Consider the following 14,350-nt stretch of genomic DNA (forward strand, 5'->3'; position numbering starts at 1 on the left):
GGGGAACCAGCCCTGTTGTGTCTGCAAAATGCCTGTGTGTTATGCCTTCATAACTCTCCGAGTGGAATGTGATGAAGTGCACTGAATCGAATCGTTATCTATCTCAAAATTAATGCATAATCGCACACGATAAGTATAGAGAAATGAGGAGATTACATATGGGAGACATTCATAAAGTGGCTGAGCCGGATCACATCATTAAGGATGTTGTCGGGAAGTTCCCGTGCAGGGTGCTGTGGAGTGAGGGCCGCCCATGCTTGGAGTATCAGGGGGAAGAGGATGTGGCGTTAATAACCGAATACGTCCATAAAACGTATAACGTTGAATTATTGGATGTGTTTTTCACAGCGGTGGAGAGCCTTCCGGTGGAGCCATAGATTTAGGTAGGGATTTATTAGAGCGCGATGAGAAAAGGATTAAATCTCATATAACTTCCAATGTACATGATAAAATAAATAAGAGTGTACATCATGTTGGAGGGGAACCAATGAGAATTGTGTTGAAGAGATTGGGGTATGTTGCCTTGGCAATATTGGGTGTCATGCTATTGTTCATTGTAATTAGTTTCACGAATCATACGATTAAGCTCAAGAGTGAGTTGAGTATTCTGTCGCCGCCAGGTGCAATGGTTAACGTGAATAATCACCAAATGCATGTCTATACAGAAGGTTCTGGGTCACAAACACTGGTCTTTCTGTCAGGTGGGGGTACATCCGCTCCTGTATTGGATTTCAAGGCACTTTACTCCAGATTGTCTGAACAATACAAAATTGCTGTAGTTGAGAAGGCAGGGTATGGCTTCAGTGAAACGGCCAAGGTGTCCCGCGATATTGATACTATATTGGAAGAAACCAGAACAGCGCTGACTTTAGCTGGCCAGAATCCACCGTATGTGTTGTTTCCGCATTCCATGTCAGGCATTGAAGCATTATATTGGGCACAACGGTATCCAACCGAAGTTAAGGCGATTATTGGATTGGACCCTGCTATTCCAGAGGTATATGAAGCATATCCTTTGCCCTCGGGAGGCATGATGAGTCTGACGGGTTTGGGAGCACGAATGGGGATTACACGCTTTTTCCCCGGGATTGTGGATTCATCCGCTGCGATTAAGGAGAATCACCTATCTCCTCAGGAAGAGGAACTTTACCGGGCGCTATTCTACAAGAATACGCAGACATCGAATATGAATGATGAAGTCAACATGATTAAACAGAATGCAGCAAAAGTTGCTACACAGGGAATTCCGGATGTGCCGATGTATTTTTTCATATCTAATGGAGAAGAGTTACCCGTTGAGAATTGGAAAACGTACCTAATAAGTTATATCGAGTCTGTGAAGATGGGACAATATCAGATTTTAGATGGCGGTCATTACATACATAATACGGATCCAGATCGGATTGCAGAGGAAAGTGTGCTGTTCATTAAAGGACTGTGAACTAGGAAGAAAGATACTGAGAATTAGGAGAGGATTTTTGGATTATAAGGCGACACTATAGGTGTTCGTCTTTTCTTATATTGCTCCATCATTAACCGACTTTAAATCGTAGTAACTCCACTTGCCATCGTGAAATGTGAAACGTATGTGGGCGTATTCATGTATTATAGTATACATATGAACTTTTCGGAGGAGGAACAAGTAATGGGAATCTTATCGAGGTTTAGAGACGTGATGAAGGCGAATGTGAACCACATGTTGTCTCGGGCGGAAGACCCGGAGAAAAGTGTGAATGAATATATGCGCAGCCTGAGCAGTGATCTGGGTCAGGTAAAAGCGGAGACAACGGCGGTGTTGTCGGATGAGAGCCGGGCGAAGCGAGCATTGGATGAGTGCAGCGCCGAGGTCAACAAGTTACAGCGATATGCGGAAAAATCGGCGGAGTCGGGAGACGAAGACAAGGCACGTGGTTTTCTGGAGAAGAAAGTGAAACTTGCTGACAAAATGAACGAATTACAGGCGGCTTATGAACGTGCTTCTGCCAAAGCCAAGATGATGAAGCATATGAACGATAAACTGGTTGCAGATCTAGGGCAATTGGAGGCGCGGCATGCAGAACTGAAAGGTCGCATCGCAGATGCAAAGGCGCAGCAACAGGCCAACGAACGGAATGCATCTGCGGGCAGAGCTGATGCTGCATTTAAGGCCATGGAAGACAAGGCGAACCAGGCGCTGAACGAAGCAGAGGCTTTGGCAGAACTTCGTGCTGGGGCACAGGAAGATGATTTGGACGAATTAATTGCCCAGTTGGAGAGGGGCATGAACGCAGATGCGGGTAATAATGAGAGTGCGTCTCCAAGTGCGGAGGAAGAACTCGCAGCGATTCAGGAGAAGCTGAATAATAAGTAATACGTTACACCATTTCGTTAACATTGAGGTGAGCAGATGCCGGTTATTGAATATAAATGTCCAAACTGCGGCAGTGGTATGATCTTTGACAGTGTGTCAGGTGCATTATCCTGTCCCAGCTGCGGCCGCCAGGACAACATAGAGCAGATCCCCGATCCCTTGAAAAGACAAGTATTCACCGAAAACGAGGTCAAGGAATACCACTGTAACAGCTGCGGAGCTGACATTGTGACAGAACCGGAGACCAGTGCGACGACATGTAGTTTCTGCGGTGCAGCGGTTGTACTCAGTGATCGGCTGACGGGCAATCTGGCCCCTGCGATGGTGATTCCCTTTTCGATCAACAAGGATCAAGCCAAGCAGGCTTTCAAAAAGTGGTGCAAAAACGGCCTTTTAACGCCAAGTGGCTTCATGTCCGCCGATCGGATTCAGAGCATTACCGGCATGTACGTGCCGTTCTGGTTGTACGAGTTACATAACAAAATCGAAGTGCATGGTCGTGGCACCAAGGTCAGATCCTACACCCAGGGTGACTACCATTACACGGAAACACAGCATTTCGATATATACCGCCGGATTCGGCTGAATTACGTGAACCTGCCCATCGATGCATCGGAGAAAATGAAGGATGAACTGATGGATAAGCTGGAGCCTTTTCCATATAATCAGCTGAAATTGTTCAAGACCCCGTATCTGGCGGGGTACATTGCGGAAAAATACAGTTATACGGACGAGGAACTTTTCCCACGGGCCAAGGATAAAACAAGATCGTACATTGATTCTTATATTGCCTCAACCGTGTCCGGTTATAGCAGCGTGAGCTACACGGACAAACAGATTGATACCACGCTCAAAAATGCAGACTATGTGCTGCTCCCGGTATGGATGGTCAACTATGACTACAATCGGGCACAGTATACCTTTGCCATGAATGGTCAGACAGGGAAAGTGGTCGGCAAACCACCGATCAGCAAAGCCAAAGTGGCAGGATGGTTCGCAGGAGTCTCTGCGGTCTCGTTGTTGTCACTGAAGCTGGTTTCCTGGATGATGGGAGGTGGATTCTTATGAGGAAAAGAACCCCTCTGGCCGTGATGGCTACGCTCATTTTACTTATGATAACCCTTGTCGCTCCGTTGATTCCCATGTCATCGGCATCCGCAGCGGAGAGCAAAAATCTCATCTACGATGAGGCCAACCTGCTGAGTGAGCAGGAGATAAGTGAACTGAATCTACTTGCGAATCAGTATGGTGCCGAACGGCAGACGGACTTTGTTATCTATACCTCCAATAACGAGGAGCATAAAAGTGAAATACTGCTTACCGAAGACTTTTATGACGATCAGGGATTTGGTTACGATAAAACGCATGGAAACGCAGTTATTCTTACAATAGACATGTACAATCGGAAGATGTATCTGGCTGGTTTTTACAAAGGGGAAGAGTATATCGACAATGGCAGAGCCGATAAAATTACGGCCAAAATTGCCCCAGATGTATCGGACGGAAATTATAGATTGGCTTTTGAAAAATATCTGGAGCTCTCCTACGAATATATGGATCTTAAACCCGGGGTAAACCCGGATAATATCCTCTTTAATACGTGGTTTCAACTTGCTGTATCCGTGGCAATCGGAGGAATTGTAGTTGGTGTAATGACCCATCGTTCTGGCGGGCGAGTTACTGTAAATCGTGCAACGTATGAGGATTCCAGTAATTCCAGTGTAATTGATCGTCAGGATCGGTACATTCGTACAACGGTCACCAAACGCAAGATTGAGAAGAACAATAATAACGGTGGCGGAGGCGGCGGTGGAGGAACCACCCGAGGTGGCCATTCCCATAGTGGTAGCAGCCGATCGTTCTAGCATCACGGACACTCACAATAACTTAACGCAGGCATGATGACACACAATGCTTACTAATAGAAGGGATGGGAACGAGTATGGGATTTTTCAGAAATCAATTTTCGAATGTGGTGGAATGGGAAGAGTTCAGAGATGACATGATATTTTGGAAGTGGAGTAACCGGGAGATCAAAAAGGGGAGTAAACTCATTATCCGTTCCGGTCAGGACGCCATTTTCCTGAATAACGGTAAAGTGGAAGGCATTTTCGAGGACGAAGGATCATTTAATATCGATTCCGAGATCATTCCGTTTCTTTCTACATTAAAAGGATTCAAATTCGGATTCAACAGCGGCATGCGGGTCGAAGTCTTGTTTGTAAACACAAAAGAGTTCACCGTGCGCTGGGGCACACAAAGTCCGGTGTTGATTCCAACACCACAACTCCCGGGCGGGATGCCGATTCGGGCCAACGGTACATTTAATTTTAAAGTAAGTGACTATGTCACCCTGATTGATAAGATTGCAGGTATCAAGCAGAGTTATCTGGTGGAGGATGTCAAAATCCGAATCACTTCCGTGCTGGATCAGCTTCTAATGAAGTGGATTAGCCGCGAAGGTAAGGATATGTTTAACCTGCAGGCCAATGCATCGGATATTGCCAAAGGTATTCAGGAAGATCTGGATATGCAGATGATGGATATCGGCATTGGGATTACCGGTTTCCAGGTGATGAGCTTCAATTATCCAAAAGAGATTCAGGATATGATTACAAAGACCGCTTCGCATGAGATGATTGGTAATCTGCAAAAGTATCAGCAGGTCAGCATGACAGACGGCATCTCATCCGGTAAAGTACAGGGCGGCGGCGCGGCTTCGGATATGGCGGGCATGATGATGGGCATGAACATGGCCAATGAAATGATGAAAAACATGAACCAGAATCAAGGCCAAAACCAGAACAATAATTCCAATTCGTCTCAGAATCAGAATAGCGATCAGAAACCAGTGGGAAATAGCAACGGTGATTCAGGTAACTCTTCATCTACAGAAGGCAACAAGAAGCCAAACTTCTGCCCGAACTGTGGAGCCAAAAATGAAGGAGCCAACTTCTGTCCGAATTGTGGTCAAAAGCTGGGCTAATCAAATCAATACATGTAGGGCTAGGTTCGTAGTAAGTGAAATTACTGCGGAGCTAGCCCTTTTTTGTTTGGATTCATATATTTAATTTTGATAAAAGAGTTGACAACCGATCACAAATCATTTATCTTTAACTTAAGATATTTAATTTAAATATAAATAACAACCCAAACAAATATCTTTAATCCATTACATGAGGAGAGATCAAGATGATGATCCCAACATTGACCAGAATAAATGAACTTTCAAGAAAAGCTAAAGAGGGCGGATTGACGGAGATGGAAAAAGAGGAACAGGTTCGTCTTCGCCAGGAATATCTGCAAACTTTTCGCGGTTCGGTCAACGACATTCTGCTGAATGCAACCATCTATGATCCAAACGGCGATGACGTGACTCCTGATAAATTGAAACAAGAACAGGCCAATCAAAATAACAATTAAAATATAATTCGCTAGATCATATATCTTAATTTAAAGATAATACAAACTTACTATAAATCACTTACCAAACCAAGGAGGAATTAATCATGACTATTCAAACAGCAGGTATTCACCATATTACAGCTTTCGCAGGAGATCCACAGGCCAACGTAGATTTTTATGCCGGAGTTCTGGGACTTCGTCTGGTGAAAAAAACAATCAACTTCGATGCACCTGATGTATATCATCTGTATTTTGGCGATGAACACGGAAGCCCAGGTACCATCATTACCTTCTTCCCATCCGCTGGATCACCACGGGGCAAAATTGGTGGAGGTCAGGTCGGCATCACTTCCTATGTCATTCCTCCTGGGTCGATTGGCTTCTGGCAGAATCGGCTGGAACAGTATAACATTGAGGTAACCAAAACAAGTCGCTTCAATGAAGACCTGCTTCAATTCGAAGATGGCGAAGGCCTGCGGCTTGAGCTTGTTGAACGGGAAGAGGGAGCAACCAGCACTTGGGCGCACGAGGGCATTCCAACAGATAAAGCAATCAAAGGCTTCGGTGGTGCTGTCCTGTTCAGTGTTAATCCGCAAAGAACGATGGATGCTCTTGAGAAAATTATGGGATTTGTCAGAGTGAGTGAAAATGAAGATTATGCTCGTTTCCGGTCCAGCGGGGATATCGGTAATGTCGTAGATGTTCCAGTGACCCGTATGGCTCTGGGTATGGGTGGCGCAGGTACCGTGCACCATATTGCATGGCGCGCCAAAGACGATGAGGAGCATGCACAGTGGAGCGAAGCTGTACGTGATTACGGGTACCAACCGACTCCAGTGCGGGATCGTCAGTACTTTAACGCAATCTACTTCAGAGAAGCTGGCGGCATTCTGTTTGAAATTGCTACAGATCCTCCGGGCTTTGCCAAAGATGAACCTGCTGATTCGCTTGGACAAAAATTGATGCTGCCAGAGTGGTTTGAGAAATACCGCCCTCAAATTGAGAACAATCTGCAACCGATCGGGGTAAGAACACTCGTACCTGCTACAGTACAATGAAGTAAGGTAGATGGCGCTCAGAGCTTTTCCTCTGGGCGCGTCACCAGGTCAGCGGGTGTAACTGAGTGAGCAACAGGCGTCGTATTAAGAGAAAAACCTAAAGGAGCAACGAAGGATGATGGAGAAAAAGGTTACCTGGCTGGAGCTGTTTTACGATCTGCTCTTTGTAGCAGCGGTCGCCAAAGCGGGTCATGTCTTATTGCATGCCGAACACGGAGTAATTACGTTTGAGTATCTAATGAAGTTTGTGCTTATTTTTATCCCTGTTTGGTGGGCATGGGTCGGTCAGACCTTGTTTATTAACCGCTATGGTCAAGATATCCTGATCCATCGAATATTCCTCATCCTTCAGCTTCTGTCCGTTATGGTCATGACGGCGAGCCTTTCTACTCATTTTGACCAATACTACCTGTCCTTCTTCGTTGGATATATCGGTTCACGGGCATTTACGGCGATTCAGTATCTGACGGTTCACAAGTCGAAAAGCGAGCATCAGCAGCGAGCGGCCCGTTATTTGGGTATCTGTTTCCTCATTGGCATATTGATCTCATCGGGTTCTTTGTTCTTCGATTCCTGGTTACGCTACGTGATCTTGTATGCGGGGATTGCTGTGGACATCATACTTCCGTTGATCGGACGCAAAAATCTGGTGAAGGTACCGGTTCAGACCCATCACTTGTTGGAACGTTTCGCGCTCTTTACACTTATCCTGCTGGGTGAATCGGTGGTAAGCATTATCGCTGTGCTGCAAGCCGATCATTGGGATATGAAATCCATTCTGTTTGCCGCCTTTACGTCCATCTTTGTCATTGCGATATGGTGGCAATACTTCGACAACGTGGAGAAAAAAGTCAGCAAAGAGATTCAGACTGCCGGGCAAGCGATCATATACGGCCATCTGTTCATCTACATCTCCATGAGTATGATCGCTGCCTCAATTCAACTGTTATATCAGAATCAGTTAAACTATGTGTTCATGCTGGGGTTTGTATTTGGATCAGCGTTACTGTATTTCTTGTCGACATCACTTGTGTTCCATCGTTACAGACACGCACATCTACGACTCCGGCCACGTCATCTGGCAGTCATGGTGGGGTTACTGGTGGTATTTGTCTTTGTGGATCTGGTCTACCGGGTTCCTGCTTATGTGATCATGGGCGAAGACATGTTATTCTTCTTGGTGTATGCGAAACTTACGACTTAATATGAGTAATATAAAATCAAGAAAAGTCACGGACAACAGGTGTCCGTGGCTTTTTATTATGCCGCTAATCCTGGACATTTTTTAATAATATAAATAAAGCACAAATCTAATTTAATTTCTTCTATAGAATCTGTTAATATGAGACTAGGTACAAGTGAATCTACCAGATCATAGAATATCTTTTATATAAAATGAGTGTACGTTTTGTTATATAAATTGAACTAAACATTTACATGAAACGGAGAGGACAGAAAAAACCTGAAGAAGCGAAAGCGTTCGCCTTTATCCCCGGATTTTCCCCATATAAGGGGGATTCATAAAATCTGGGGATAACAGCGATCGGAAGGTTATTCTGTCATCGGAGTGTCCAGTGTAAATATTCTTTAGTTCAATTTATATAGTTCATTTTATATATAGCGATTCGTTGGTATGGGGATGACAATCAGGAGGGAAATCATTGAGCACACATCAAATCGGAGTTCCATTGGAAGGGTTTGCAGAGTTTAGTCGTACGGTTGCCGCTGAAGGAGCCGTTTTACTCAGAAATGAAGGCCAAGTGCTTCCACTTCGTGAAAACGAAAACGTTTCAGTTTTTGGACGGATTCAAGTCAATTATTATCGGAGCGGCACGGGTTCAGGCGGTAGTGTTCATGTGGCCTACACAACGAATCTATTGGATGGTCTGCGCAGCAAGAAGAATATAACGGTCAATGAAGAGCTAGCAGCTGTCTATGAGAAGTGGATTGAGGAAAATCCATTTGATGATGGCGGAAAAGTATGGGCGGCCGAGCCATGGAATCAGAAAGAAATGCCTTTGACGGATGAACTGGTTGCACAGGCTAGAAGCAAATCCAGCAAAGCCATTATTGTGATTGGACGTACAGCAGGAGAAGACCAGGATAATGCGGATGCGCCAGGAAGTTACCAACTGACAGAAGATGAGAAAGCGATGTTAAAGCAAGTTACTTCGCAATTTGAACACACAATCGTTGTGTTGAATGTCTCAAATATCATCGACATGAGCTGGTTAAACGAAACGTATCTACATCCGATCCAAGGCGTAATTTACTCCTGGCATGGCGGTATGGAGGGTGGTAATGCGATTGCCGATGTGCTGGCGGGGGACGTTACACCAAGCGGTAAACTGACAGATACGATTGCTTATTCCATTGAAGATTACCCTTCGACAAGCAACTACGGCAATGAGTTCAAGAACCTGTATCAGGAAGATATCTATGTAGGTTATCGTTATTTCGAAACGTTTCGACCTGAGCGCGTTCAGTTTGAATTCGGTTACGGCCTGTCTTATACGACGTTTTTGGCCCAGCACGAAGAAGCGAAATCAGTGTCCAAAGACGGTAAAACCTACATTGAAGTTCGTGTAAATGTGACCAACTCAGGCACAACATATGCGGGCAAAGAGGTTGTGCAAGTTTATTATGAGGCACCACAAGGCAAACTGGGACAACCGGTGAAGGCTTTGGTGGCTTTTGGAAAAACAGGATTGTTGCAGCCGGGTGAGTCAGAACTTCTGACGATCAGCTTCCCGATCCATGCCATGGCATCTTACGATGATGCAGGTGTTACGGGCCATGCTTCCGCATATGTTCTGGAAGAAGGCACATACAGACTGCATGTAGGAACCAGTGTGAAACAAGTGCAGCATATCAGCATTGATGGCCAGGATGGATATGTGATTGAATCCCTTCAATTGGTGGAGCAACTGCAAGAAGCGATGGCCCCAACTGAAGATTTTACACGGATGAAACCAGGTACGCGCAAGGAAGATGGATCTTATGAACTGACTTATGCAGAAGTACCGAAACGTAAGATATCCATGGCAAACCGGATCGAGCAGAATCTCCCGCAAACGCTGGAGCAGACAGGTAACCAGGGCCACAAGCTGAGTGACGTTAAGGCTGGCAAAGTGAGTCTGGAAACCTTCATCGCTCAACTGAGTGATCAGGATCTGGCAGCGATTGTCCGTGGCGAAGGCATGAGCAGTCCGCTCGTTACTTCGGGGACGGCATCTGCATTTGGTGGTGTCAGCGACAGCCTGTTTAACTACGGTATTCCGGTAGCATGTACGGCAGATGGCCCGTCCGGTATTCGTATGGATAGTGGCGAAAAGGCAACACAGGTATCCATTGGTACGTTGCTTGCGGCGACATGGAACAAGGATCTTATTGAAGAGTTGTATGTGATGGAAGGACAGGAATTGCTAAGAAATCAGGTGGATACCCTGCTCGGACCTGGACTCAATATCCGCCGGAGCCCGCTTAATGGCCGGAACTTTGAGTACTTCTCCGAAGATCCACTGATCTCGGGTGTATTTGCCGCAGCATGTACGAAAGGTATCATGAAGGGTGGTTCCAATGCCACACTGAAACACTTTGCCTGCAACAACCAGGAGAAGCACCGCAGTAAAGTAGATGCTGTTGTCTCCGAACGTGCACTGCGTGAAATTTACCTGAAAGGGTTCGAAATCGCTGTAAAAGAAGGCGGAGCAAACTCCATCATGACCTCCTACAACCCGGTTAACGGACACTGGGCGGCATCCAACTACGACCTGAACACCACGATTTTGCGTGGCGAATGGAATTTCGACGGAATCGTAATGACCGACTGGTGGGCGATTATGAACGATGTGACCGAAGGTGGCGAGGCTGATCGCAAATACACCAACTGGATGATTCGTGCGCAGAATGATCTCTACATGGTTGTACCGAACTACGGCGCAGAGATCAATGGCTGGGACGACAACACGATTGAATCCTTGGAAAATGGAACATTGACTCGCGGAGAGCTGCAACGCTCGGCGATTAATATCTGCAAGTTCATCATGAATGCACCGGTGTCCGGCAGAAAACATGAGATCGTGGAGAATGTCGCTTCGTTCCAAGCGAATGCCTCCCTATCTGCTGCACAAGCTCAGGATCTGGTTGAGAACGCACAGGTGAAACCTGCAGTAGCTGAACCCGTCTACATGAAAGTGAGCGAGGCCGGCCATTATCGGATTATCGTACAGATCATGTCCCCAGAGCCGGAACTCGCTCAAAGTGCATGTAACCTGCTCTTGAATGACCAGTTGGTAACCACCATTCAAACGAATGGTACGGAAGGTAAATGGATCAGACAGAAACTTGTCAAAGTAGACCTTGAAGCAGGACTGTATGAATTGAAACTGGACTTCACCAAACCAGGTCTCCAGATTGATTGGATCGAATTCAAGCAGGTGTAAAAGATAATCGGAAATATCAGGTGATAAGAGCAATCGAAAGGTTGTTCTGTCATCCAAAGCAGAATACGTTGGTATATGACAAAGGACACTGTACACGGGTGTCCTTTGTTGTAACACAGAATAGCTACTGTTATGATAGTGTTATGAGATTCGTAGTTCTGAACAATGGGGTCAGGGGTGTGTTGCGAGGAATGAGAAATTATAATTTTTTGAGTCCAATCCTGCTGGTTGTGGTGGCGCTGATTGTAAGAGGCCTGGTGACTAACCTGGGAGTTCTTTTCGGATTATCACAAGAAGTGGCGAGTAATATTGCCATGATAGCCATGATTATTGCTGCACTGATTATGTTTAATCGAATGACGAAGGCTCGGCGTAGAAAATAGAAAAAACTCGGATAACCAGAAGGTTATCCAATACAAAAAAAGACACCCTCCGGGTGTCTTTTTTTGTATTGACGTTCTGATCCTAACGTTTTAGACTATTGCTAATAAATAATAACATTATAAATAACAAAAATAACAAAACTTATCAAACAAAGTATATGATGTCCGTTGCGCTCTCTATTTGCTAGCCCATTCCGGTCCCCAAAGGAGAATCTAATCATGAAGATCATTACCGACAAATCATATATCGTTCAGGACGGCCAGCCTTTGCAGATTGCAATCTGGAAGCTGACCGTCGTCAAATAATGATGAAGAAGGGCCGCAGGAGCGCTGATGAAGCGTTTAGTCGGTCCTTTATGTCATGGATCAGGCCGTGTGCAGTTCGAGAGATGTGTATCGATACGGGTTAACGGTTTTGGAATAATCTACGATGAAGTGAAGGGAGCTACATTATGGAAAGACAGCCTGTATTGGAAGTCATCGCTGTAGATGCGGCAGATGCCAAAGCAGCTGAGGAGGGAGGGGCTGATCGGATTGAGCTGGTGTCTGCGATGTCTGAAGGAGGACTTACCCCCAGTTATGGCGTCATAGAGCATGTGGTATCCCAGGTATCCATTCCGGTGTATGTCATGATCCGTCCCCATAGCCGCTCGTTCCGCTATAGCGCAGATGACATCCACGCTATGACCCGGGATGTACGCGTGGCGAGGGAACTTGGAGCCGATGGCATCGTAATCGGCGCCCTCACCGGAGATAGTGAAGTGGACCTTTTACCCATGCAATTATGTATGGCCGAAGCTCAGGGTTTGGGCGTTACGTTTCATCGTGCAATTGATGTGAGCACAAGCTTGACTGAGGCGCTCAAGGCCATTAACACATTGGGCAACGTAGAGCGTGTACTTACATCGGGAGGGAAACAGACAGCGCCTGAAGCCATACTGGAACTGAAACAGCTTCAGCAATTGGGGCAAACCTTGAACATCGCTGTCATGGCAGGGTCGGGGGTCACCATAGAGGGAATTCAAACGATCGTGAGTCAGACGGGTATCACGGAAATCCATATGGGATCAGGCGTGAGGTACAAAGGCAGCTTTAATTATCCCATTGATCCACATTTGGTTGAAGAAGCCAAGCAGCAGTTATTGCTTGCATCACGGCCATTCATGGACAGTAGTGCACTGAGTAGTGGTCCAAGCAAGGGTGTTCCAATGATATAGGGATGCGCTAAATAAAAGGAGTGATACGCCATGAATCGTGAACTGCAACCAGCCGAATGGATTAAGTCCGCAGCACAGGTCAGCCCATCCGAACGCCAGCTGAGATGGCAGGAGATGGAGTTCTACGCGTTTATTCATTTTACGGTAAATACATTTACGGATCAGGAATGGGGCACTGGGGAGGAAGACCCGGCGATTTTCAATCCTTCTGAACTGAGCGCAACACAATGGGTGCAGGCGTGCAAGGCTGCGGGGATGAAGGGGCTGATTTTGACATGTAAGCATCATGATGGATTTTGTTTGTGGCCCAGTCAGTTTACACCGCATACGGTCGCGGCTAGTCCGTGGAGGAATGGTACGGGGGATTTGGTTCGGGAAGTTTCCGATGCCTGCCGTGAGGGCGGGTTGAAGTTTGGCGTGTACCTGTCTCCTTGGGATCGTCATGAAGCCACTTATGGAGATTCCGAGAGGTATAACGAGTTTTTTCTCCAACAGTTACGCGAGCTGCTTACGAATTATGGCGACATCTTCTGTGTATGGTTTGATGGTGCATGTGGGGAGGGTCCGAATGGCAAAAGGCAGGTCTATGACTGGGACGCCTATTATGCGCTTATTCGTGAACTTCAGCCTGAGGCTGTCATCTCAGTATGTGGCCCGGATGTTCGCTGGTGCGGCAATGAGGCGGGGCATACACGGGAATCGGAATGGAGCGTTGTGCCAGCGCATATGCAGGATAATGAGAAGATTCAGGAGCAATCACAACAGGTGGATGATGGTGAGTTTGCCACAAGGATCAATACGCAGGACAGTGATTTGGGAAGCCGAGAGGTCATTTGTTCCCAAGGTGAGCAACTGATCTGGTACCCTGCCGAGGTGAATACCTCGATTCGCCCAGGATGGTTCTATCATGCCAGTGAAGATGATCAGGTCAAAACATTGGAAGAATTGCTCACCGTCTATTACGGCGCAGTTGGGGGCAACGCCACCTTTTTACTCAATCTGCCACCGGATACGCGTGGTCTCATTCACGAAACGGATGTCGAGCGACTACAGGAATTGGGAGATTCGCTGCGAACCATTTTTCAGGGAAATTTCGCCTTGCAGGCGCTGGTAAAAGCATCGGAGACGATGGATGAACAACATGCCGTATCGGAAGTGCTCACGGAACGACGGGATACGTATTGGTGTCCTCACGAAGGAACGGAGCAGGCTTGGATCGAGCTGGATTTGCAGGGGGAACGATCGTTTGACCGGGTGGTGCTGATGGAACATATCCAGACAGGCCAACGGATTGAGCGTTTTACGCTGGAGTCGCAGAGGGCAGATGGTGGTTGGGAAGAGTTTTACAAGGGGACGGTGGTGGGGTATAAGCGAATTTGCTGTTTCCCACAGGTTACATCGAGAAAGATGCGTTTAAGCATTCATGAATCCAGATGGTGCCCTACGTTGTCCGGGTTAGGCATATATCTGAGCGAGCGGGGAGGGTTGTAAT

General features: G+C 46.4%; 13 protein-coding genes. All 13 read left to right on the forward strand.

The genetic code is table 11. The annotated features are described in order from the left end of the window. Window positions 1–158 precede the first annotated feature (158 nt). Window positions 159–377 carry a hypothetical protein gene (locus tag PAEAM_RS02175; protein ID WP_100526457.1) on the forward strand — a complete coding sequence of 73 codons (219 nt, stop codon included), beginning with the start codon at window positions 159–161 and terminating at the stop codon, window positions 375–377. Between the two features lie 110 nt (window positions 378–487). Next, complete coding sequence (locus PAEAM_RS02180; RefSeq protein WP_100526458.1) at window positions 488–1,441, forward strand: alpha/beta hydrolase; 954 nt, start codon at window positions 488–490, stop codon at window positions 1,439–1,441. 204 nt (window positions 1,442–1,645) lie between these two features. After that, a complete protein-coding gene (locus PAEAM_RS02185; RefSeq protein WP_100526459.1) occupies window positions 1,646–2,350 on the forward strand; it encodes a PspA/IM30 family protein in 705 nt (234 codons plus the stop codon). Between the two features lie 36 nt (window positions 2,351–2,386). Continuing rightward, on the forward strand, window positions 2,387–3,418 hold the full coding sequence (locus tag PAEAM_RS02190; RefSeq protein ID WP_047841485.1) for a TFIIB-type zinc ribbon-containing protein: 1,032 nt from the start codon (window positions 2,387–2,389) through the stop codon (window positions 3,416–3,418). Then, window positions 3,415–4,215, forward strand: a complete 801-nt coding sequence (locus tag PAEAM_RS02195; protein WP_100526460.1) for a TPM domain-containing protein — start codon at window positions 3,415–3,417, stop codon at window positions 4,213–4,215. Before PAEAM_RS02190 ends, PAEAM_RS02195 begins: the two co-directional genes overlap by 4 nt. Window positions 4,216–4,292: 77 nt before the next feature. After that, window positions 4,293–5,336 carry an SPFH domain-containing protein gene (locus tag PAEAM_RS02200; RefSeq protein ID WP_076254256.1) on the forward strand — a complete coding sequence of 348 codons (1,044 nt, stop codon included), beginning with the start codon at window positions 4,293–4,295 and terminating at the stop codon, window positions 5,334–5,336. A 209-nt stretch (window positions 5,337–5,545) separates the two neighbouring features. After that, window positions 5,546–5,773 carry a DUF896 domain-containing protein gene (locus PAEAM_RS02205; protein WP_076254330.1) on the forward strand — a complete coding sequence of 76 codons (228 nt, stop codon included), beginning with the start codon at window positions 5,546–5,548 and terminating at the stop codon, window positions 5,771–5,773. Window positions 5,774–5,859: 86 nt separating this feature from the next. After that, window positions 5,860–6,813, forward strand: a complete 954-nt coding sequence (locus tag PAEAM_RS02210; RefSeq protein ID WP_100526461.1) for a ring-cleaving dioxygenase — start codon at window positions 5,860–5,862, stop codon at window positions 6,811–6,813. 115 nt (window positions 6,814–6,928) lie between these two features. Beyond that, window positions 6,929–8,017 (forward strand): low temperature requirement protein A, encoded by a 1,089-nt coding sequence (locus PAEAM_RS02215; protein ID WP_100526462.1) that lies wholly within the window; start codon window positions 6,929–6,931, stop codon window positions 8,015–8,017. Window positions 8,018–8,474: 457 nt separating this feature from the next. Further along, a complete protein-coding gene (locus tag PAEAM_RS02220) occupies window positions 8,475–11,258 on the forward strand; it encodes a glycoside hydrolase family 3 C-terminal domain-containing protein (RefSeq protein WP_100526463.1) in 2,784 nt (927 codons plus the stop codon). Between the two features lie 191 nt (window positions 11,259–11,449). After that, on the forward strand, window positions 11,450–11,641 hold the full coding sequence (locus tag PAEAM_RS02225; RefSeq protein WP_017691199.1) for a hypothetical protein: 192 nt from the start codon (window positions 11,450–11,452) through the stop codon (window positions 11,639–11,641). Window positions 11,642–12,093: 452 nt separating this feature from the next. Then, window positions 12,094–12,858, forward strand: a complete 765-nt coding sequence (locus tag PAEAM_RS02230) for a copper homeostasis protein CutC (protein ID WP_100526464.1) — start codon at window positions 12,094–12,096, stop codon at window positions 12,856–12,858. A 30-nt stretch (window positions 12,859–12,888) separates the two neighbouring features. After that, a complete protein-coding gene (locus PAEAM_RS02235) occupies window positions 12,889–14,349 on the forward strand; it encodes an alpha-L-fucosidase (protein WP_100526465.1) in 1,461 nt (486 codons plus the stop codon). The last annotated feature ends 1 nt before the right edge of the window (window position 14,350 follow it).

Source organism: Paenibacillus sp. GM1FR, assembly GCF_002803315.1.
Lineage (GTDB): Bacteria > Bacillota > Bacilli > Paenibacillales > Paenibacillaceae > Paenibacillus > Paenibacillus amylolyticus.